15 protein-coding genes are annotated in these 20,727 nt (G+C 72.0%); 10 read left to right on the forward strand and 5 right to left on the reverse strand.

The features are described 5' to 3' along the window. Nucleotides 1–291: 291 nt before the first annotated feature. Nucleotides 292–2,028 (reverse strand): hypothetical protein, encoded by a 1,737-nt coding sequence (locus tag ACGFT1_RS08385; protein ID WP_373908264.1) that lies wholly within the window; start codon nucleotides 2,026–2,028, stop codon nucleotides 292–294. A 229-nt stretch (nucleotides 2,029–2,257) separates the two neighbouring features. On the opposite strand from ACGFT1_RS08385, the gene radA reads away from it, so the two are divergent. Together radA and disA are read left to right on the forward strand one after the other, a co-directional pair. Further along, complete coding sequence (gene radA, locus ACGFT1_RS08390; protein WP_373908265.1) at nucleotides 2,258–3,667, forward strand: DNA repair protein RadA; 1,410 nt, start codon at nucleotides 2,258–2,260, stop codon at nucleotides 3,665–3,667. 80 nt (nucleotides 3,668–3,747) lie between these two features. Further along, on the forward strand, nucleotides 3,748–4,872 hold the full coding sequence (gene disA / locus ACGFT1_RS08395) for a DNA integrity scanning diadenylate cyclase DisA (protein ID WP_373908266.1): 1,125 nt from the start codon (nucleotides 3,748–3,750) through the stop codon (nucleotides 4,870–4,872). Nucleotides 4,873–5,229: 357 nt separating this feature from the next. Here disA and ACGFT1_RS08400 read toward each other — a convergent pair whose 3' ends face one another. Further along, nucleotides 5,230–6,072: a hypothetical protein gene (locus ACGFT1_RS08400; protein WP_373908267.1), complete on the reverse strand. Its 843-nt coding sequence runs from the start codon at nucleotides 6,070–6,072 to the stop codon at nucleotides 5,230–5,232. Between the two features lie 180 nt (nucleotides 6,073–6,252). Here ACGFT1_RS08400 and ACGFT1_RS08405 point away from each other — a divergent pair, with 180 nt between their 5' ends. The 5 genes from ACGFT1_RS08405 to cseC all read left to right on the forward strand — a co-directional run bounded on the left by ACGFT1_RS08405 (nucleotide 6,253) and on the right by cseC (nucleotide 10,688). Then, complete coding sequence (locus ACGFT1_RS08405) at nucleotides 6,253–7,128, forward strand: A/G-specific adenine glycosylase (RefSeq protein ID WP_373908268.1); 876 nt, start codon at nucleotides 6,253–6,255, stop codon at nucleotides 7,126–7,128. 274 nt (nucleotides 7,129–7,402) lie between these two features. After that, a complete protein-coding gene (locus ACGFT1_RS08410; protein WP_356825679.1) occupies nucleotides 7,403–7,942 on the forward strand; it encodes a SigE family RNA polymerase sigma factor in 540 nt (179 codons plus the stop codon). Then, nucleotides 7,930–8,583: a hypothetical protein gene (locus ACGFT1_RS08415; RefSeq protein ID WP_373908269.1), complete on the forward strand. Its 654-nt coding sequence runs from the start codon at nucleotides 7,930–7,932 to the stop codon at nucleotides 8,581–8,583. Before ACGFT1_RS08410 ends, ACGFT1_RS08415 begins: the two co-directional genes overlap by 13 nt. A gap of 37 nt (nucleotides 8,584–8,620) precedes the next feature. Continuing rightward, complete coding sequence (cseB, locus tag ACGFT1_RS08420) at nucleotides 8,621–9,322, forward strand: two-component system response regulator CseB (RefSeq protein ID WP_373908270.1); 702 nt, start codon at nucleotides 8,621–8,623, stop codon at nucleotides 9,320–9,322. A gap of 13 nt (nucleotides 9,323–9,335) precedes the next feature. Further along, nucleotides 9,336–10,688: a two-component system sensor histidine kinase CseC gene (cseC, locus tag ACGFT1_RS08425; protein ID WP_373908271.1), complete on the forward strand. Its 1,353-nt coding sequence runs from the start codon at nucleotides 9,336–9,338 to the stop codon at nucleotides 10,686–10,688. 241 nt (nucleotides 10,689–10,929) lie between these two features. Here the strand turns inward: cseC and ACGFT1_RS08430 are convergent, their stop codons facing one another. Next, on the reverse strand, nucleotides 10,930–12,501 hold the full coding sequence (locus ACGFT1_RS08430) for an MDR family MFS transporter (RefSeq protein WP_373908272.1): 1,572 nt from the start codon (nucleotides 12,499–12,501) through the stop codon (nucleotides 10,930–10,932). Nucleotides 12,502–12,625: 124 nt separating this feature from the next. Here ACGFT1_RS08430 and ACGFT1_RS08435 point away from each other — a divergent pair, with 124 nt between their 5' ends. After that, nucleotides 12,626–13,225 (forward strand): TetR/AcrR family transcriptional regulator, encoded by a 600-nt coding sequence (locus ACGFT1_RS08435; protein WP_373908273.1) that lies wholly within the window; start codon nucleotides 12,626–12,628, stop codon nucleotides 13,223–13,225. A 1-nt stretch (nucleotide 13,226) separates the two neighbouring features. On the opposite strand, the gene ACGFT1_RS08440 is transcribed toward ACGFT1_RS08435, so the two are convergent. Further along, nucleotides 13,227–13,778 carry a M23 family metallopeptidase gene (locus ACGFT1_RS08440; RefSeq protein ID WP_373908274.1) on the reverse strand — a complete coding sequence of 184 codons (552 nt, stop codon included), beginning with the start codon at nucleotides 13,776–13,778 and terminating at the stop codon, nucleotides 13,227–13,229. Between the two features lie 453 nt (nucleotides 13,779–14,231). Between ACGFT1_RS08440 and ACGFT1_RS08445 the strand changes: the two genes are divergently transcribed. Both ACGFT1_RS08445 and ACGFT1_RS08450 read left to right on the forward strand, forming a co-directional pair. Next, nucleotides 14,232–14,876, forward strand: a complete 645-nt coding sequence (locus tag ACGFT1_RS08445) for an HAD family acid phosphatase (RefSeq protein WP_373908275.1) — start codon at nucleotides 14,232–14,234, stop codon at nucleotides 14,874–14,876. A 59-nt stretch (nucleotides 14,877–14,935) separates the two neighbouring features. Continuing rightward, entirely contained in the window at nucleotides 14,936–17,878 is a 2,943-nt protein-coding gene (locus ACGFT1_RS08450) for an NACHT domain-containing NTPase (RefSeq protein ID WP_373908276.1), read from the forward strand. Between the two features lie 68 nt (nucleotides 17,879–17,946). Here ACGFT1_RS08450 and ACGFT1_RS08455 read toward each other — a convergent pair whose 3' ends face one another. Next, nucleotides 17,947–20,472: an ATP-dependent Clp protease ATP-binding subunit gene (locus ACGFT1_RS08455; RefSeq protein ID WP_373908277.1), complete on the reverse strand. Its 2,526-nt coding sequence runs from the start codon at nucleotides 20,470–20,472 to the stop codon at nucleotides 17,947–17,949. Between the last annotated feature and the right edge of the window lie 255 nt (nucleotides 20,473–20,727).

Consider the following 20,727-nt stretch of genomic DNA (forward strand, 5'->3'; position numbering starts at 1 on the left):
CACCGCCCCGCCAAGGCGCGGCCCACTGGGCCGTGGCAGGCCAGGGGGCGCGGGCCCTTCCCCGGCCCGTCGCGCCGCGGGTCACCGGGGGCGGTGGTCGGCCCGGTGCCATCGCCGCTCCCCCGCCACCGCCCCTGCCGGCCCGCCTACGGACCCCGGTCCGCCTCGGACCACCCGGGCCATGTCCGGCCCGGGGGCACCGCCCCTCCCGGTCCGCTGTCCGTCCCGGGCCGCTCGGACAGCCGTGGCCCCACGCGGGTGCCGCACACCGCCTGACCGTCCGCCCCGGTTCTACGTGGCCGTCGGGCTCGGGGGGTCCGTCTCGGTCGGGGCGGGGGGCGTGGGTGCGGGATCGGTGGAGGGCGGCGTGGTGGGGGTGGGAGCCGGGTCGGTGGGGGGTGGGGACTGGGTCGTGGGGGGCTCGGCGGGGGGTGTGGCCGGCGGCGTGGAGGGGGGCGTGGCGGACGGCCGGGGTACCGGACGGCTCGGTGCCGTGCCGTAGCCGTCGATGGAGACCACCGCGCCCGCCGGGGCCACCGCCACCCGCGCGTGCCAGTTCCCGGACGGCTCGCGCAGCTGGTCGACGTACACCTTGATCGTGAACGTCCTGCCGGGCCGGAGGGTTCCCGCGGACCGGCTGAAGTAGAGCCAGGCGGCCGGTGTGGACACCGACCAGCGGACCTCGGAGGCGCCTGAGGCCGTGAGGCTGATCAGCGTCGTGTCGCCGTCGCTGGCGGCGCCGACCGAGAGCCGGCCGGCGCCCTTGCCGGCCGCCCCGCCGACGCCGACGACGTCCACGGAGACGTCCGACTCGCCGTCCCTGCCGTGCCGGGCGCCCGGCTTCACGCCGGCGTGGCCCGCGTTCTCGTAACCGCCGGCCGGGTCGCCGCCGAGCACGTCGGGGCCCTGCGCCTCGTGCGCGGTCGCGGAGCGGCCGTCGTCGTTCCCCGGCCCGCCCCGGTAGGCGGCACAGAGGGCGAGGACGGGCGCGGCGACGACCGTGGCGACCACCGTCGTGGTGACGGCACGCGCGCGGAGGCGGTCCCGGCGGGCCGCGCGGTCCTTGGGGTCCATGGGGAAGCCGCGCCGGTCGAAGCGGGGCAGGGCCGCGCCCCGCGCACGTGGGTGGTGCGCGAGCGCTGTGCGGAGATCCGCGCGCGGGGCCTGAAGGACGGGCAGCTCGGCCGGGGTGACCGTGGCGCCGGGCCAGCGGCCGGGGGCGGTGCGCTCCGCCGTGCGGCGGCAGCGCGGACAGTCGTCGACGTGCCGGACCAGCTCGCGGCGTACGGCCGTACTGAGCACCATCTGGCTGTCGCCCGTGAGGTGGGCGACGCTCGGACAGTCGCCGGCCCGGACCACGGCCAGGGCCGCGCCGGTGCGCTCGACTTCGCAGGCCGCGGAGGCGAGCAGCTCCCGCGCGGCGGCCGGTTCCATGCCGAGGACGGCGGCCACCTCGTGGGCGGTGAGGTGGTGGCGGACCGCCAGTTCCAGGGCCTCGCGCTGCTCGGGCGTGGTGCCGGCCGCCTCCGGCCAGGCCAGCAGGGCCAGCTCGCGGTGCCGCCGCTCCTGGTCCTCCGGGGTGACGGCCGGCTCGGTGCCGTTCCCCGTTCCCTTCCCGGCTCCGGCGCGGCCCGCCGCGTGCGTGGCCTGACGGTTCCGCCTGGCCTCGGTCAGCTTGCGCAGGCACGCCCAGCGGGCCAGCGCGTACAGCCAGGCCCTGCGGTCGCCGGCGGCCTCGGGACCTCGATGCGCGCGCCGTTCGGCCAGCGCGAGGACGTCGCCGAGGGCGGCGGTGGCCGCGTCGTGGTCGCACAGGACGGACAGGCAGTAGGTGAACAGACCGTCCAGGTACGGCTCGTAACGCTCCGGCGTGCGCTGTGCGAGGACGCGCGCAGCGGCGCGGTCGCGCGCCTCTCGGGCCTCGCGCGCTTCCTGCGCCTCATGCGACTCACCTGACTCACGCGACTCTCGGTGCGCCCGGTGCGCGCCGGTCGTGCGGGTGGTGGTCTCCGGACTGCTGCTCATCACCCGTGCGACCGTAGGCGCCGTCGGAGCGCCCCTTCCGGAACCTTGAGCTCTTTTACTTCGTACGGGTGAAACGATCCCTCAAAAGGGGACAGGAGCCCTTTGTCCGGCCGCTCGATCCCTTGGGCGCCGGCCGGGACCGGCCCGCCCGACCGCCGTCCACGGCACCACGGGCGCCCTCCTCCGTTCCGTCCGTGGCCCCGTTGTCAGTGCCGCGGGCTACGGTTTCCGCATGGCTGCCCGTACCAAGACCACCAAGGACCGCCCGTCCTACCGCTGCACCGAGTGCGGCTGGCAGACGGCCAAGTGGCTCGGCCGCTGCCCCGAGTGCCAGACCTGGGGCACGGTCGAGGAGTACGGCGCGCCCGCGGTCCGGACGACCGCACCGGGCCGCGTCACCACCTCCGCGCTGCCCATCGGCCAGGTCGACGGCCGGCAGGCCACCGCTCGCTCGACCGGCGTGCCCGAGCTGGACCGGGTGCTCGGCGGCGGTCTGGTCCCCGGCGCGGTCGTGCTGCTCGCCGGTGAGCCCGGCGTCGGCAAGTCCACCCTGCTGCTGGACGTGGCCGCCAAGGCCGCGAGCCCCGAGCACCGCACCCTCTACGTGACCGGCGAGGAATCGGCGAGCCAGGTGCGGCTGCGCGCGGACCGCATCGGCGCGCTCGCCGACGACCTGTATCTGACCGCGGAGACCGACCTGTCCGCCGTCCTCGGCCATCTCGACGAGCTGAAGCCGTCCCTGCTGATCCTCGACTCGGTGCAGACCATCGCCTCCCCGGAGATCGAGGGCGCGCCCGGCGGCATGGCCCAGGTCCGGGAGGTCGCCGGCGCCCTGATCCGCGCCTCCAAGGAGCGCGGCATGTCCACCCTGCTCGTGGGACACGTCACCAAGGACGGCGCCATCGCCGGCCCCCGCCTCCTCGAACACCTGGTGGACGTCGTCCTGCACTTCGAGGGCGACCGGCACGCGCGCCTGCGCCTGGTCCGCGGGGTGAAGAACCGCTACGGAGCGACGGACGAAGTGGGCTGCTTCGAGCTGCACGACGAGGGCATCACCGGCCTCACCGACCCGAGCGGCCTGTTCCTGACCCGCCGGGCCGAGCCGGTCCCGGGCACCTGCCTGACCGTCACCCTGGAGGGCCGCCGCCCGCTGGTCGCCGAGGTGCAGGCGCTGACCGTCGATTCCCAGATCCCCTCCCCGCGCCGGACGACGTCCGGTCTGGAGACCTCGCGGGTGTCGATGATGCTGGCCGTCCTGGAGCAGCGCGGCCGGATCAGCGCCCTCGGCAAGCGGGACATCTACTCGGCGACGGTCGGCGGTGTGAAGCTGTCGGAGCCGGCCGCCGACCTGGCGATCGCCCTCGCCCTCGCCTCCGCCGCCAGCGACACCCCGCTGCCGAAGAACCTGGTCGCCATCGGCGAGGTCGGGCTCGCGGGCGAGGTCAGACGGGTCACGGGCGTGCAGCGCAGGCTGTCCGAGGCGCACCGGCTGGGCTTCACGCACGCGCTCGTACCGACCGATCCCGGCAGGGTCCCGGCGGGCATGAAGGTCGTGGAAGTCGCCGACATGGGAGACGCGCTGCGGGTGCTGCCGCGCTCGCGTCGCCGAGAGGCCCCACAGGAGGCGGAGGAGCGCCGGTAGACTTTGCGCAGGTCTCGCCCGTCCGTACGAACCACGTGCCGGGACGGGAGCGCCTCAGACCCCGCGACCGGAGGAGTGCAGTGGCAGCCAACGACCGGGCAGCAGCTCCCGGCAAGTCCGGTGGGAGTGCCGGTTCCGACCGCCTGATGCGTGCCTCGTTGAGCGCCGTGGCACCCGGCACCCCGTTGCGGGACGGCCTCGAGCGCGTCCTGCGCGGCAACACGGGCGGCCTCATCCTGCTCGGCTCCGACAAGACGGTCGAGGCGATGTGCACGGGCGGGTTCGTGCTGGACGTCGAGTTCACCGCGACCCGGCTGCGGGAACTGTGCAAGCTCGACGGCGGCATCGTGCTCTCCTCGGACCTGTCGAAGATCCTGCGCGCGGGCGTCCAGCTGCTCCCGGATCCGACGATCCCCACGGAGGAGACGGGCACCCGGCACCGCACGGCGGACCGGGTGAGCAAGCAGGTCGGTTTCCCCGTGGTCTCCGTCTCCCAGTCGATGCGGCTGATCGCCCTGTACGTGGACGGCCAGCGGCGCGTCCTGGAGGACTCGGCGGCGATCCTCTCCCGCGCCAACCAGGCGCTGGCCACGCTGGAGCGGTACAAGCTCCGGCTGGACGAGGTCGCGGGCACGCTGTCGGCACTGGAGATCGAGGACCTGGTGACGGTCCGGGACGTGTCGGCCGTCGCGCAGCGCCTGGAGATGGTCCGCCGCATCGCCACCGAGATCGCCGAGTACGTGGTCGAGCTGGGCACGGACGGCCGTCTCCTCTCGCTCCAGCTGGAGGAGTTGATCGCCGGGGTCGAGCCCGACCGTGAGCTCGTCGTCCGCGACTACGTGCCCGAGCCGACGGCCAAGCGGTCCCGTACGGTCGCGGAGGCCCTGGCCGAGCTGGACGCCCTCAGCCACGCGGAACTGCTCGAACTGGGCACCGTGGCCAAGGCGTTGGGCTACACCGGCTCGCCCGAGACCCTGGACTCCGCGGTGTCGCCGCGCGGCTTCCGGCTGCTGGCCAAGGTTCCGCGCCTGCCCGGCGCGATCATCGACCGCCTGGTGGAGCACTTCGGTGGTCTCCAGAAGTTGCTGGCCGCCAGTGTCGACGACCTGCAAACGGTCGACGGCGTCGGTGAGGCCCGGGCGAGGAGCGTGCGGGAGGGTCTGTCCCGCCTGGCGGAGTCCTCGATCCTCGAGCGCTACGTCTGAGTTCCGGCCCGGCCCCGGCCCCCCGGCCGCTCGCCGCCCGGTCCGTCAAGGCCCGGCCCGCGGCCACCCGGCCCCTGGGCGGCCGGTCCCTCACCGCCCGACCCGTCGCCACCCGGTCTGTCGCCGCACGCCCCGCGGCCACCCGGCCCGTGGTCATCCCATCTCTCGCCGGCCGGTCCGCACCGGCCGCGGGCACGCCGGGGGCCGCCCGCGCGTCCGCATGGTTCCCCGTGGTCTCCCGCTCACCCCGCCCCGTCGGGGTGGCTTCGCCGGGTCCGGCCCCGGCCCCGTCCGGCGGCGCCCGGTCCGCGGCGCCCGGTCCGCGGCGCCTAGTCCGCGGCGCCTAGTCCGCGGCGCCTAGTCCGCGGACAGGACGAACGAGGCCTGCGCCTTCGCGAACCCCGGGGCCTTCGCCTCCAGCAGGTACGTGCCCGCCTTGGCCGATGCCGCGGAGGGCGTCGCGCAGTGCGGGGCACTCGGCTTGCGGTCCCACTTCACGGTGTACGTCACGGTCTTGCCCGCCGGCACCCGGAACACCAGGCTTCCCGCGCCGTCGGGGCAGTCGGCCGACGACCAGTACGCGTCGGCCTTGTCGGCCGGTGTGATCGTCAACACCGCGTTCTTCGGGCCGAGATCGGTCTTGCAGTCGGCGGACGAGCTGTTCCTCGCGGTGAGTTCGAACGTCGGCGTCTGGTCCGGCGAGTAGGAGTTGTGCACACTGCGCAGGCTCAACCGCACCGCCCGGGCCGTGCAGTCGGGCAGCGAGGAGGACGCCGGGAGGGCGTCGCCCGTTCCCACGTGACCGCCGGCCGAGCCGGAACCCGCGCCGCCGCCGGACCCGGCGGAGCCGTCACCCGTCCCGCCCGAACCGTCGTCCCCGCCGGAACCCGTACCCGAACCGCCGCCGGACCCGGAAGCGGACCCGGACCCGGTGCCGCTGGAGCCGCCACCCCCCGACTCGTCACGCCCGCCGGGGTGTTGGCTGTAGGCGGGCCCGGAGTCGGACGGTCCGGGCGTGATCGTGTGCGCGGGATTCTTGCCGTCGGACCCGTCGGTGTCCTTCTTGCCGCCCCCGCCGCCGAGCGTGACGATCAACGTGACCACCAGCACCAACAGGGCGATCACGGACAGCATTACGGCCCTCCGACGCCAGTAGATGGAGGAGGGAAGCGGCCCGACCGGATTGCGCAGAGATCCCACGGCCCAAACTGTACGAGAGATCACCGCGCTTGCTCGCGCCACCCGCCGCGCGCCCACGAACTTTTCCGGATCATCATTCCGGTAACTGCCGCCACCGGCACGGTTCTTCCCGGTGTGCCACGCTCGGTGATCGCGCCGTCACCCACCATGCCCGCGCACCCGTGGCAGGATCGGAAGGCCATGACTGAGATGCTCCACGCCCCCGTGATCACCTGGTTCGACGCCCACGCACGAGACCTCCCCTGGCGCCGCCCGGAGGCGGGCCCGTGGGGGGTGATGGTCAGCGAGTTCATGCTCCAGCAGACGCCGGTGAACCGGGTACTGCCCCTCTACGAGGAATGGCTGACCCGCTGGCCGCGCCCCGCCGACCTCGCCAAGGAGGCGCCGGGCGAGGCGGTGCGCGCCTGGGGCCGGCTCGGCTACCCGCGCCGCGCCCTGCGCCTGCACGGTGCCGCGGTCGCCATAACGGAACGGCACGGGGGGGACGTACCGACGGACCACGCGCAGTTGCTCGCGCTGCCCGGCATCGGGGAGTACACGGCCGCCGCGGTGGCGTCGTTCGCGTACGGGCAGCGGCACGCGGTGCTGGACACCAATGTGCGCCGGGTCCTGGCGCGGGCGGTGACGGGTGTGCGGTACCCGCCGAACGCCACCACGGCCGCCGAGCGGCGGCTGGCCCGGGAGCTGCTGCCGCAGGACGAGCGGACCGCCGCCCGGTGGGCCGCCGCCTCCATGGAGCTGGGCGCGCTGGTGTGCACGGCGAAGAACGAGGATTGCCAGCGGTGCCCGATCGCCGAGCGGTGCGCCTGGCGGCTCGCGGGCAAGCCGGAGCACACGGGTCCGCCGCGCCGCGGGCAGACGTACGCCGGCACCGACCGGCAGGTGCGCGGCAAGCTGCTGGCCGTGCTGCGGGAGGCACACGCGCCGGTGCCGCAGGTGGCGCTCGACCGGGTGTGGCACGAGCCGGTGCAACGGGCCCGCGCGCTCGACGGGCTGGTCGCGGACGGCCTGGTGGAGCCGTTGGCGGGGGGCCTGTACCGGCTGCCGCTGGGCTGACGCACAGGCACATCACAGTCCGCGGGTGTCCGTTACGACACCGGGTATCGGTCAAAGGCCTACGAAAAGGGCAAGTGAACCACCCCCTCTACCCCGTTCCGGCTTTCGTTACACAACCGACGGATAGCCGATTGCCAGCCGCAGGCTGGACCGCACAGCCCCGTGACAACCGCTCCGTAACTTCTTCTCCGTGCCCGGCGGACCACCGGACACGGAGAACGGCAGGTCTTCGGGCAGCGGCCCGGAGGACAACGGGGAACGGAGGCGGTTGATCATGGCGCAGGGCGAGGTGCTCGAATTCGAGGAGTACGTCCGTACCCGGCAGGACGCACTGCTGCGCAGCGCGCGGCGACTGGTGCCGGACCCCGTCGACGCCCAGGACCTGCTCCAGACCGCGCTGGTACGGACGTACGGCCGCTGGGAGGGCATCGCCGACAAGCGGCTCGCCGACGCCTATCTGCGCCGGGTCATGATCAACACGCGGACCGAGTGGTGGCGTGCGCGCAAGCTGGAGGAGGTCCCGACCGAGCAGCTGCCGGACGCCTCCGTGGAGGATGCCACCGAGCAGCACGCCGACCGGGCCCTGCTGATGGACGTCATGAAGGTGCTCGCTCCGAAGCAGCGCAGTGTCGTGGTGCTGCGACACTGGGAGCAGATGTCCACGGAGGAGACGGCCGCTGCCCTCGGCATGTCGGCCGGTACGGTCAAGAGCACGCTGCACCGGGCGCTCGCCCGGCTCCGTGAGGAGCTGGAGGCCCGCGATCTGGACGCACGCGCGCTGGAGCGTGAGGAGCGGGAGCGTTGCGCGGCCTGACCGGGGCCGGACCCGACGGGGTCCGAGGCAGCACACAGGCGGTGATCGCGGTGGGGGCCGTGCTCGCCGCCCTCGCCCTTTTCGCCGCCGCGTGCGGCAGCGGGGGCACGGGCGCGCGGGACGAGGGCCCGGCGCACGCCTCGGCGATGGCGGGAGCCGTCGCCTCCCCCGCCCCCAGCCCGTCCGGCAAGTACCGGCGGGTGGATCCCGTGGCGCTGCTCAACCACGATCCCGAGGTGTCGGGAGCGGTCAAGCGGGAGCTGAAGCCGTGCGACGGTGACGAGTACCCGGTCGACGTCTCCTACGGCAACCTGACCGGCGGCCCGGTGGACGATGTCGTCGTCAATGTGCTGACCTGCGCCGACGCGGTGGGTGTCGGCTCGTACGTGTACCGGGAGGACGGCGGCGCGTTCACGAACGTCTTCAAGAGCGAGGAGTCCCCGGTCTACGCGGAGATCGACCAGGGCGTCCTGTCGGTGACCCGGCAGTACTACGAGCAGGGCGACCCGATCTCCAGCCCGTCCGGTGAGATCGTGACCCCTTACACGTGGCGGGCGGGACGGTTCGTCCAGGGCAAGCCCACCCGCAACGAGTACAGCAAGTCCGCCGGCGGGGGCCCGACGCCCGCGCCGGACAACTGACGGCCCACACGCACACCACGAGACTGAGAGCACCGGGATGGCAGACCAGACCCACGTCCTGTTCGTCGAGGACGACGACGTCATCCGCGAGGCCACCCAGCTGGCCCTGGAGCGGGACGGCTTCGCGGTCACCGCCATGCCCGACGGCCTGTCGGGCCTGGCCGCGTTCCGGGCGGACCGGCCCGACATCGCGCTGCTGGACGTCATGGTCCCGGGTCTGGACGGCGTCAGCCTGTGCCGCCGTATCCGCGACGAGTCGACCGTTCCGGTGATCATGCTGTCGGCGCGTGCCGACTCCATCGACGTCGTTCTCGGCCTGGAGGCGGGCGCCGACGACTACGTGACCAAGCCGTTCGACGGCGCCGTCCTCGTCGCCCGGATCCGTGCGGTGCTGCGCCGCTTCGGGCACGCCGGCGGCGCCCAGGCCGGGGATGCGGGGGCCGCCGTCGAGGGCGGCCCGCTGGCCTTCGGGGACCTGTACATCGACACCGACGGCATGGAGGTGCGCCGGGCCGGGCAGCCGGTGGCGCTGACCCCGACCGAGATGCGGCTGCTGCTGGAGTTCTCCTCCGCGCCGGGCACCGTGCTCTCCCGGGACAAGCTGCTGGAACGCGTGTGGGAGTACGGCTGGGGCGGGGACACCCGGGTCGTCGACGTGCACGTGCAGCGGCTGCGGCAGAAGATCGGCCAGGACCGGATCGAGACGGTCCGCGGCTTCGGTTACAAGCTCAAGGCCTGAGCGGAGCGACGGTATGCGGGGGATTCTTCGGTACCCGGTCCGGCGCATGGAGCGCGCGGGCCTGCGCACCGGTCTCAGATGGAAGCTGAGCGCGGCGATCGCGCTGGTGGCCGGCCTGGTGGCGATCGTGCTGAGCCTGGTCGTGCACAACGCGGCCCGTGTCTCGATGCTGGACAACGCGCGCGAACTCGCCAACGAGCGCCTCCTGCTGGCCCAGCGCAACTACGAGCTGAACCGGGGGCCGATCTTCCCCCACGTCAAGACCGACGACCCGGAGCTGCCGGTCGCGCTGCGCGAGAAGGTCGAGCGGGGCCGCCGGGCCAGCGACGTCTCCGAGCACGGCGGGTCGCCGGACATCTGGGCGGCCGTGCCGGTGAAGAACGGGCACGTGCTCTCGGTGCACCTGCATCTGCCGGACCGCAGCAGCAACGTCATGAAGGACCTGGACCAGGCCCTCGTGATCGGCTCGGTCGCGGTCGTGCTCGGCGGCAGCGCGCTGGGTGTGCTGATCGGAGGCCAGCTCTCCCGCCGGCTGCGCAAGGCCGCGACCGCCGCGAACCGGGTCGCCAAGGGCGAGACCGACGTCCGGGTGCGGGAGGCCATCGGCGGGGTCGTACGGGACGAGACCGACGACCTCGCCCGCGCGGTGGACGCCATGGCGGACGCGCTCCAGCAGCGCCTGGAGGCCGAGCGGCGGGTCACCGCGGACATCGCGCACGAACTGCGCACCCCGGTCACCGGCCTGCTGACGGCCGCCGAGCTGCTGCCGCCCGGCCGGCTCACGGAGCTGGTCCTGGACCGGGCGAAGGCGATGCGCACACTGGTGGAGGACGTCCTGGAGGTGGCCCGCCTGGACGGGGCCTCGGAGCGGGCGGAGCTCCAGGACCTCATGCTGGGCGAGTTCGTCGCCCGCCGGGTGGCCGCCAAGGACCCGGGCATCACCGTACGGGTGGTGCACGAGTCGGAGGTCACCACCGACCCGCGGCGGCTGGAGCGGGTGCTGTTCAACCTGCTCGCCAACGCCGCCCGGCACGGCCGCCCGCCCATCGAGGTCACCGTGGAGGGCCGGGTCATCCGGGTCCGCGACCACGGCCCCGGGTTCCCCGAGGAACTGCTCGCCGAGGGGCCGAGCCGGTTCCGCACCGGCAGCGAGGACCGCGCCGGGCAGGGGCACGGTCTGGGGCTGACCATCGCGGCCGGCCAGGCACGGGTGCTCGGCGCCCGGCTGACGTTCCGCAACGTACGGCCCGCGGGCGCCCCCGCCCGCCTTCCCTCGGAGGGCGCGGTCGCCGTCCTCTGGCTCCCCGAACACGCCCCGACCAGCACGGGAAGCTATCCGATGCTGCCGCGCCCCCTCGGCAGGTGACCGCCGGGCCGACCGCCCCGCCGACCGTCGCGTCCGCGCGGCGGGGCGGCCGGCCGAGCGGGGAACGGCAGCGGCGGGGGCGCCCCGCGCGGTGTCCGACCGGGCCCGCTCGGTGCGGCCGTGTGCCAGGCGCGGACCGGGCGGCTCGGCGCAGGTGTTCCCGGCAGCCCCGGCCGTGGGCGCGCGTACGCGTCGAAGGCCCCGGGGCCTTCGCCCCGGGGCCTTCGTGTGCGTGCGGACGTCAGACGGCCTCGACCATGGCCGCCGGCACCGTGTCCCCGCCGTCGGCGGAGGGCTTCTGCGGTCCGCCCTTGAGCGGGACCTCCTTGACGAACAGGGCCGCGACCAGCACCAGCACCGCGATCCCGGCGCCGAGCAGGAACGCGGAGTGCGTCCCCTGGGACACCGCGTGCTGGTAGGCCTCCCGGGCGTCCGCCGGCAGCTTGGCCAGGCTCGCCGCGTCCAGCTGTGCCGACTTCTCGGTGAGCTTAGAGCCCAGCGCGCCGGCCCGCTCGGACATGACGTCCTGGACCCGGTGGTTGAACAGCGCGCCCATGATGGCCACGCCGAAGGAGGAGCCGAGGGTGCGGAACAGGGTGGTGGAGGAGGACGCCACGCCCATGTCCTTCATCTCCACGCTGTTCTGCGCGACCAGCATGGTGATCTGCATCAGGCAGCCCATGCCGGCGCCGAGCACCGCCATGTAGAGGCCGGAGGTGAGGCGGGTGGTGCCCGTGTCCATCAGGGACAGCAGGTACAGCCCGACGATCATCAGCGCGCCACCGGCGATCGGGAAGACCTTGTAGCGGCCGCTGCCGGTGGTGACCCGTCCGGCGACCATCGAGGTCACCAGCATCGCGCCGAGCATGGGCAGGAGCAGCAGACCGGAGTTGGTCGCGGAGGCGCCCTGCACCGCCTGCTGGTACAGCGGCAGGAACAGGGTGGCGCCGAACATCACGAAGCCGGTGATGAAGCCGATCAGCGACATCAGGGTGAAGTTGCGGCTCCGGAAGATGTGCAGCGGCACCACCGGCTCGGCGGCCTTGGTCTGCCAGAACACGAACCCGACCAGCGTGGCCACCCCGATGCCGATCAGTTCCATGATCCGCGCGGAGGTCCAGGCGTACTCGCTTCCGCCCCAGGTGGTGACCAGCACGATGGAGGTGATGCCCACGGTCAGCAGGACGACGCCGAGGTAGTCGATGCCCGCCTTGGACCGCTTCCTGGGCAGGTGCAGCACGGCGGTGACCAGCGCGAGGGCGACCACGCCGAGCGGCAGGTTGATGTAGAAGGCCCAGCGCCAGCCCCAGTTGTCGGTGATGGTGCCGCCGACCAGCGGACCGCCGATCATGGCGAGCGCCATGACGCCGGCCATCATGCCCTGGTACTTGCCCCGCTCCCGCGGCGGCACGAGGTCACCGATGATGGCCATGACGCCGACCATCAGGCCGCCGGCACCGAGACCCTGCACGGCCCGGAAGCCGATCAGCTGGCCCATGTCCTGGGCCATGCCGCTCAGCGCCGAGCCGATCAGGAAGATGACGATCGAGCTGAGGAACGCGCCCTTGCGGCCGTACATGTCGCCGAGCTTGCCCCAGACCGGGGTGGAGGCCGCGGTGGCCAGGGTGTATCCGGTGACGACCCAGGACAGGTGCTCCAGGCCGCCGAGATCACCTACGATCGTGGGCATCGCCGTGCCCACGATCATGTTGTCCAGCATCGCGAGCATCATCGCGATCATCAGTGCGAGCAGCACCACTCGCACGCTTCGGGGCTGTTTGCCCTCTGTGGCACTTCCGACCGCGTCCGTCATCCTCGTCCACTCCCCCTGCGGCAGACACTTACTTGCCGCCCGGCTAGTTCAGTACACTGAAAAAGTAGACCTGTCACTAGCCGGTCGTCAAGTAAGTTTCCGCGGGAGCGCGAGGAGTACGAGGATGGGCGTCACCATGGACGGCACCAAGCAGCAGCGCCGCGGCAACACCCGCCAGCGCATCCAGGACGTCGCGCTCGAACTCTTCGCGGAGCAGGGATACGAGAAGACCTCCCTGCGCGAGATCGCCGAGCACCTCGACGTCACCAAGGCGGCTCTGTACTACCACTTCAAGACGAAGGAAGAGATCATCGTCAGCCTCTTCGAGGATCTGACGCATCCGATCGAGGACCTCATCGAGTGGGGCAGGCAGCAGCCGCACACGCTGGTGACCAAGCGGGAGATCGTACGGCGCTACAGCGAGGCGCTGGCGGGCGCGGAGCCACTCTTCCGCTTCATGCAGGAGAACCAGGCGACCGTGCGCGAACTGCGCATCGGCGACACCTTCAAGGACCGGCTGCGCGGCCTCCGGGACATCATCATCGACCCCGAGGCGCCGCTCGTCGAGCAGGTCCGCTGCGTCAGTGCGATGTTCACGCTGCACGCGGGGATGTTCGTGATGCAGGACCTGGAAGGCGACTCCGGGAAGAAGCGCGAGGCCGTTCTCGAAGTCGCCCTCGACCTGGTCACGCAGGCGCACCGGGGCGCCCACGGGACGGAGTAGCTCAGACGGACACGCCCTTGGCGTGCAGGAAGGAGACCGGGTCGACGGCGGAGCCGTAGTTCGGGGTCGTACGGATCTCGAAGTGCAGGTGCGGCCCGGTGGAGTTGCCGGTGGAGCCCGACAGGGCTATGTGCTGGCCGGTCGCGACGACCTGGCCGATCCGGACGTCGATCCGGGACAGGTGCGCGTACTGCGAGTACGTGCCGTTGCCGTGCTTGATGACGATGGCGTTGCCGTACGCCGGGCCGTCACCGGCGCCGTTGGGGCCGGCCTTCACGACGGTGCCGCCGTGCGCGGCCATGACCTCGGTGCCGGTCGGCACGGCGAAGTCCTGACCGCTGTGCTTGGCGACCCAGTGACTGCCGGCCTGGGCGAAGCTCGCGGAGAGCGTGTACGACTTCACCGGGTCGATCCAGGAGGCGGCGGACGGCGTGGCGGCGGACGCGACCCCGGTACCCAGCACGGCCGTGGCGCCGAGGCCGGCAGCCAGGACGGCCACGCGGGTGCGGAGCGAGGACGTACGGGAAGAGCGGGACGTGGCGCGCTGGAACATCGGTACCTCGTGGAGTCGGGGACGGTTGGCGCACCCGGCGTACAGACGTCCGACCGGGCGGCCATCCCTTGGTAACCGAGCACGGCGGAAGTCCACAAAACGCCCATCTACGGCGACCGGTAGTAGACAACCGCGAAATCATCTACTTCTTGACAGACCCCGCCAATGCTGGCCACCCCCGTTGACGACGTACTTTTCCGCCGAAACCCTGAGGCGTAAATGTCCCTTTTATCCGCCTATTTGCGTTCACTAGCCCCCTTAGTAGGGCGTATACCGCCTGTGCGCCTTATCACCGGCCACGCAAACCGGTGGACACGGAAATGTGACGCAGACCTCTAGGCACCTACCGTCCGGTAACCCTACGGTTCCCCTCGCGCCATCCCCGGCTCAGATCATGCCCCTGACATTCAGGACGCGTACGACACGCGTACGGACGTGAGAGGACCCCCCCCGATGACCCGACGCCCCTGGGCGCGCCCCGTCTCCGTGACCGCCATCTCCCTGGCCGCGCTGGCCGCGCTGGCCGCCCCCGCGCACGCGGCCGGCCCCGCGCCGATCACGGCCGGCTCCGCGCAGACCGCGGCCGGCTCCGCCACCGCCGCGGCGGTCGACCACGCCACCTGGCAGAGGGACTGCCAGAAGGTCATGGACCAGGCCCTGCCGTACCTGGAGCAGCGCATCGCCGCCGCCCAGCCCGGCGAGAAGCAGGCCGTCGTCCTCGACATCGACAACACCGCGCTCGAGACCGACTTCGGCTTCAGCTACCCCCAGCCGGCCAACAGGCCCGTCCTGGACGTCGCCCGGTACGCGCAGGACCACGGCGTCTCGCTGTTCTTCGTCACCGCCCGCCCCGGCATCCTGTACTGGCCCACCGAGTACAACCTCGAACACGACGGCTACCACGTCGCCGGCCTCCACGTCCGCGGCCTCTTCGACCTCTTCAAGGACGTCGCCGCCTACAAGACCGCCCAGCGCACGGACATCGAGAACGACGGCTACACGATCATCGCGAACATCGGCAACAGCGCCACCGACCTCTCCGGCGGCCACGCCGAGAAGACGTTCAAACTCCCCGACTACGACGGACAGTTGTCGTAACAGGCGGCGACCGTGCTGGCTAGGCTCCCTCCGTACGGCGTGCACGACGGGGGTGGCGGATGGAGCCGACGGTACTGGGCGGGAAACTCGCGTCGAGCCTGATGGGCCCGCTGGTGAAGAAGCTGTTCCACCCGGACGGACCGGGCGCGGGGCTGGTCGGCAGACCGGTACGCCTGTCCGCGCTCGTGTCCTTCCGGGGCGAGAGGCGCACCCTGGGCGAGAAGGAGGTGCGCAAGCTGGCCGGCCGGCTGACGGCCCAGGCCATGGCCTCACCGGGCGAGCGCCCCTTCCCGGCCGACGAGGAGCCGGCCGTCACCGACACCCTGACCCGCCTGCTGCTCGCCCTGGGCGACCTGGACATGGACGATGTCCAGGCCGTACGCCTCGGCAGCCGGGAACTCGCCCGGCACCTGCACCGCCACGCCCCGCCGCCCGACGGCCTGTCCGCCGACGCGTCCGCCTTCCTCGACTCGGCGACCCAGTGGGCGTGCCTGCACATCCTGGAGTTCTTCACCCGCCGCTCCACCTTCGTGGCCCGCACCCTGGTCGAGCAGACCCACAGCCAACGGGAACTGATCGCCAAGGTCGACGAACTCATCGCCCGCACACCCCGCCCCGACGCGCAGGACCTCGCCTTCGAACGCCGCTACCTGCCCTACGTCGCCGACCGGCACAACCACATCACCATCTACGGCATCGATCTGCGCGACTCCCCGGACCGCTGGCCGCTGGAGGTCGCCTATCTGAGCCTGGAGGTGACGGCGGCGCAGGACACCGTGCGGGACGACAGCGGGCGCCCGCTCCTCGCCACCGGCCGGCTGCCCGCCGAAGAGGCCCTGGCCGGCGGCTCACGCGTGCTGCTGCGCGGTGACGCCGGCTCCGGCAAGACCACGCTGGTGCAGTGGCTCGCGGTCACCGCGGCCCGCGACGCCGACCGCGTCCCGTACGTCCTCCCGCTGCGCACCCTGATCCGCACCGGACCGCTGCCCGCGCCGGCCGACTTCCTGAGGGCGGCGAGCTGCCCGCTGACCCCGCCGGAGGGCTGGACCGACCGCGTGCTGACGGCCGGCCGGGGCCTGGTCCTCCTGGACGGCCTGGACGAGATCCCGGCCGCCGACCGCCACCGCACCCGCGACTGGCTGCGCTCCCTGCTCACCGCCTACCCCGGCAACGCCTGGCTGCTGACCTCCCGGCCGACCGCCGTACGAGCCGACTGGCTGACCCAGGAGGGCTTCGGGGAACTGACCCTGGCCCCGATGCGCCGCCCGGAGGTCGCGACCTTCGTCCGGCGCTGGCACGAGGCGGCGCGGGCACCGGAGTACGAGGGTCCGCTGCTGGACTCGCTGCGCACCAAGCGGGACCTGGCCCGGCTGGCCACCAATCCCTTGATGTGCGGCCTGATCTGCGCCCTGCACCGGGAGCGCCGCGGCTACCTCCCCACGGGCCGCAAGGAGCTGTACGACGCCGCCCTCGCGATGCTGCTCACCCGCCGGGACCGGGAGCGGGGGATGGAGTCCGGGCTGAACGAGGAAGTGCAGCTGGAGCTGCTCCAGCGGCTGGCGTACGCGCTCGTGCTGAGCGGCCGTACGGAGATGGACACCGACACGGCCGAGGGGATCGTGGAGCGCTGTCTGCCCTCGGTCGCCTCGGCGCACGGGGACGCGGCGGCTGTGCTGCGTGACCTGCTGCTGCGGAGCGGTCTGCTGCGTCAGCCCGCCCCCGGTGTGGTGGACTTCGTGCACCGCACCTTCCAGGACTACCTGGGCGCCCGGTGTGCCGTGGCGGAAGGCCACCTGGACGTCCTGGTCAGACACGCGGACGACACCCAGTGGGAGGACGTCATCCGCATGGCGGTCGCGCACGCCCGGCCACGGGAACGGTCGACCTTGCTGCGCCGGTTGCTCGCTGCGGACACCCCCCGGCTGACGTTGCTGGCACTGGCGTGTCTGGAACACGCGGCGGCCCTGGATCCGGGGGTGCGGGCGGAGGTGGAGGCACGGGCGGGAGTGCTGGTCCCGCCGGGTACGACGGAGGAGGCGAGGGTGCTGGCGGAGGCCGGGCCCCTGGTGCTCGAACTGCTGCCGGGACCGGCGGGGCTGACCACCGAGCAGGCGCGGGGGGTGACGGTCACCGCCTCCCTCCTCGGGGAGGAGGAGCCCGGGACGGCGCTGGCGGTCCTGCGGCGGTTCCGGGACCATCAGGACCTGGGTGTGCGACGGCAGTTGGTCGGGACATGGGGGCGGTTCGACGCCGACGAGTACGCGAGGGAGGTCCTGGACCGTCTGGACCGGACGGATCTGTTGCTGACCTGCGAAAGCGTGGACCAGCGTGACTGCCTGGCACGGATGCGCCCCTGGCACCGCCTCCACTTCACGGGCCCGCACCTCGTCGAGGACATCGTGGCCGCCCTGCCCGCCACCGAGCAGGTGACGACACTGCGCCTGGTGGCGAACGGCCTCCTCACGGACTGCGCGGCCCTGTCGGCCTTCGGCTCGCTGAGCGACCTCCACCTGGCCGCGTGCCCGGCCGCGACGGGTCTGCACCACCTGGCCCCCCTGCCCCTGAGCAGCCTGGTCCTCTCCGGCGTCGGCGATGCGACGGGCCTGCGCTCCCTGCGGTCGCTCACCAGTCTCTCCGTGGCGGGCGTCCGCCTGCCGGGTACCGCCCTGACCGACAGCCTGCCGGTCGACGCGCCCCTGGAATCCCTCCACCTGGGCCGCGGAAGCATCGCGGGCACGGGACTTCGCGGGCTGGAGAACTGGACGGGCGTGCACACGCTCAGCCTGGAGCTGGGCAGCGCGGACAGCTTCGACCTCGTGCCCGAACTGCCCCACGTCAAGGCGCTGGTGCTGTCCGGGATCGATGACTGCGTGGGACTCGCCGCTGCGGCGGCACGGTTTCCACAGGTGCGCTCGGTCGCCCTGATCACGCGTCCGGGACCTGGGGTGTCCCCCGCCCGCTACGCCGGTATCTTCCCCCGGGCCGAAGTCCTGGTGGGCTGACCCGGAGCGCCGGAAGGGGCCGGTGCCCGCAGGCACCGGCCCCTTCTCGCGGTCTGTCCGCCGGACGCTTACGCGTCCTTGCTCAGGTTCGGTCCGGCACCGCCGGCCGCCTGCTCGATCGGCGGGACGTCGGGCAGCGCCGACTTCTCCTCACCCCGGAAGGTGAAGATCTGGGTGTCGCCCTCGCCCTCGGTGTCCACGACCACGATGTGACCGGGACGCAGCTCGCCGAAGAGGATCTTCTCCGACAGCGTGTCCTCGACCTCGCGCTGGATCGTGCGACGCAGCGGACGCGCGCCCAGCACCGGGTCGTAGCCCTTCTTGGCCAGCAGCTCCTTGGCGGACTGGGAGAGCTCGAGGCCCATGTCCCGGTCCTTCAGGCGCTCGTCGACCTTGCCGATCATCAGGTCGACGATCCGCAGGATGTCGGCCTGCGTGAGCTGCGGGAAGACGACGACGTCGTCCACACGGTTGAGGAACTCGGGCCGGAAGTGCTGCTTCAGCTCGTCCGAGACCTTGTTCTTCATGCGCTCGTAGTTGGTCTTCGTGTCACCCGAGGCCGCGAAGCCCAGGTTGAAGCCCTTGGAGATGTCCCGGGTGCCGAGGTTGGTCGTCATGATGATGACCGTGTTCTTGAAGTCCACGACCCGGCCCTGGGAGTCGGTCAGGCGACCGTCCTCCAGGATCTGGAGCAGCGAGTTGAAGATGTCCGGGTGGGCCTTCTCGACCTCGTCGAAGAGGACGACGGAGAACGGCTTGCGGCGGACCTTCTCGGTCAGCTGGCCACCCTCTTCGTAGCCCACGTAGCCGGGGGGCGAACCGAAGAGTCGCGACACCGTGTGCTTCTCGCTGAACTCCGACATGTCGAGGGAGATCAGCGCGTCCTCGTCACCGAAGAGGAACTCGGCGAGCGCCTTGGACAGCTCGGTCTTACCGACACCGGACGGACCGGCGAAGATGAACGAACCACCCGGACGCTTCGGGTCCTTCAGACCGGCACGCGTGCGGCGGATCGCCTTGGACAGCGCCTTCACGGCGTCGACCTGGCCGATGACCCGCTTGTGGAGCTCGTCCTCCATGCGGAGCAGGCGGCTGGACTCCTCCTCGGTCAGCTTGAAGACCGGGATGCCGGTGGCCGTGGCGAGGACCTCGGCGATCAGCTCACCGTCGACCTCGGCGACGACGTCCATGTCGCCGGCCTTCCACTCCTTCTCCCGCTTGGCCTTGGCGGCGAGGAGCTGCTTCTCCTTGTCGCGCAGGGAGGCGGCCTTCTCGAAGTCCTGCGAGTCGATCGCGGACTCCTTGTCCCGGCGGACGCCGGCGATCTTCTCGTCGAATTCGCGCAGGTCCGGCGGCGCGGTCATCCGGCGGATGCGCATCCGCGAGCCGGCCTCGTCGATCAGGTCGATCGCCTTGTCGGGCAGGAAGCGGTCCGAGATGTACCGGTCGGCCAGGGTGGCGGCCTGGACCAGGGCCTCGTCCGTGATGGAGACGCGGTGGTGCGCCTCGTACCGGTCGCGCAGGCCCTTGAGGATCTCGATCGTGTGCGGCAGGGACGGCTCGGCGACCTGGATGGGCTGGAAGCGGCGCTCGAGGGCGGCGTCCTTCTCCAGGTGCTTGCGGTACTCGTCCAGGGTGGTGGCACCGATGGTCTGGAGCTCGCCGCGGGCCAGCATCGGCTTCAGGATGGAGGCGGCGTCGATGGCGCCCTCGGCGGCACCCGCACCGACCAGCGTGTGCAGCTCGTCGATGAACAGGATGATGTCGCCGCGGGTGCGGATCTCCTTGAGGACCTTCTTCAGGCGCTCCTCGAAGTCACCGCGGTAGCGGGAGCCGGCGACCAGGGCACCGAGGTCCAGGGTGTAGAGGTGCTTGTCCTTGAGGGTCTCGGGCACCTCGCCCTTGACGATGGCCTGGGCGAGGCCCTCGACGACGGCGGTCTTGCCGACGCCGGGCTCACCGATCAGCACCGGGTTGTTCTTGGTGCGGCGGGACAGCACCTGCATGACCCGCTCGATCTCCTTCTCGCGCCCGATGACCGGGTCGAGCTTGGACTCACGAGCGGCCTGGGTGAGGTTCCGGCCGAACTGGTCCAGGACGAGGGAGGTGGAGGGGGTCCCCTCGGCGGGGCCGCCGGCGGTGGCGGTCTCCTTGCCCTGGTAACCGGAGAGCAGCTGGATGACCTGCTGCCGCACCCGGTTGAGGTCTGCGCCCAGCTTGACCAGGACCTGGGCGGCGACGCCCTCGCCCTCGCGGATCAGGCCGAGCAGGATGTGCTCCGTGCCGATGTAGTTGTGACCCAGCTGGAGCGCCTCGCGGAGCGACAGCTCCAGGACCTTCTTGGCACGGGGAGTGAAGGGGATGTGCCCGGACGGGGCCTGCTGACCCTGCCCGATGATCTCCTCCACCTGCTGGCGGACCGCCTCAAGCGAAATGCCGAGGCTCTCCAGGGCCTTAGCGGCGACACCTTCGCCCTCGTGGATGAGACCCAGGAGGATGTGCTCGGTGCCGATGTAGTTGTGGTTGAGCATCCGGGCTTCTTCCTGAGCCAGGACGACAACCCGCCGCGCGCGGTCGGTGAACCTCTCGAACATCGTTAATCGCTCCTCAGAGCGGTCAGGCAGTGGGGGGAACTTCCCCTCCCTGTCCTTCCGCAGCTTAGTCCCGCGAGCGGGGACCGCTCATTCCAACTGCCGACACCGTCGATGGCCTCCTGACCCCGAACGCCGACATCTGCTCCAACCCGATGGTGCGAGACGATGTTCCCGCAGGCCAGGCAGTTACCCCAGTCGCCAGTACGCCGATGGCGAACGTGAGACAGCCCATTCTGCGTGTCGCCCCCTCCCACT

This window comes from Streptomyces sp. Y20 (assembly GCF_043195475.1).
Classification (GTDB): Bacteria; Actinomycetota; Actinomycetes; order Streptomycetales; family Streptomycetaceae; genus Streptomyces.

Bases quoted from the DNA above. Each gene is read 5' to 3' on its own strand.
- radA (WP_373908265.1), top strand. From the start codon at position 2,258: ATGGCTGCCCGTACCAAGACCACCAAGGACCGCCCGTCCTACCGCTGC.
- ACGFT1_RS08405 (WP_373908268.1), top strand. From the start codon at position 6,253: ATGACTGAGATGCTCCACGCCCCCGTGATCACCTGGTTCGACGCCCAC.
- ACGFT1_RS08410 (WP_356825679.1), top strand. From the start codon at position 7,403: ATGGCGCAGGGCGAGGTGCTCGAATTCGAGGAGTACGTCCGTACCCGG.
- cseB (WP_373908270.1), top strand. From the start codon at position 8,621: ATGGCAGACCAGACCCACGTCCTGTTCGTCGAGGACGACGACGTCATC.
- cseC (WP_373908271.1), top strand. From the start codon at position 9,336: ATGCGGGGGATTCTTCGGTACCCGGTCCGGCGCATGGAGCGCGCGGGC.
- ACGFT1_RS08430 (WP_373908272.1), bottom strand. From the start codon at position 12,501: ATGACGGACGCGGTCGGAAGTGCCACAGAGGGCAAACAGCCCCGAAGC.
- ACGFT1_RS08435 (WP_373908273.1), top strand. From the start codon at position 12,626: ATGGGCGTCACCATGGACGGCACCAAGCAGCAGCGCCGCGGCAACACC.
- ACGFT1_RS08440 (WP_373908274.1), bottom strand. From the start codon at position 13,778: ATGTTCCAGCGCGCCACGTCCCGCTCTTCCCGTACGTCCTCGCTCCGC.
- ACGFT1_RS08445 (WP_373908275.1), top strand. From the start codon at position 14,232: ATGACCCGACGCCCCTGGGCGCGCCCCGTCTCCGTGACCGCCATCTCC.
- ACGFT1_RS08450 (WP_373908276.1), top strand. From the start codon at position 14,936: ATGGAGCCGACGGTACTGGGCGGGAAACTCGCGTCGAGCCTGATGGGC.
- ACGFT1_RS08455 (WP_373908277.1), bottom strand. From the start codon at position 20,472: ATGTTCGAGAGGTTCACCGACCGCGCGCGGCGGGTTGTCGTCCTGGCT.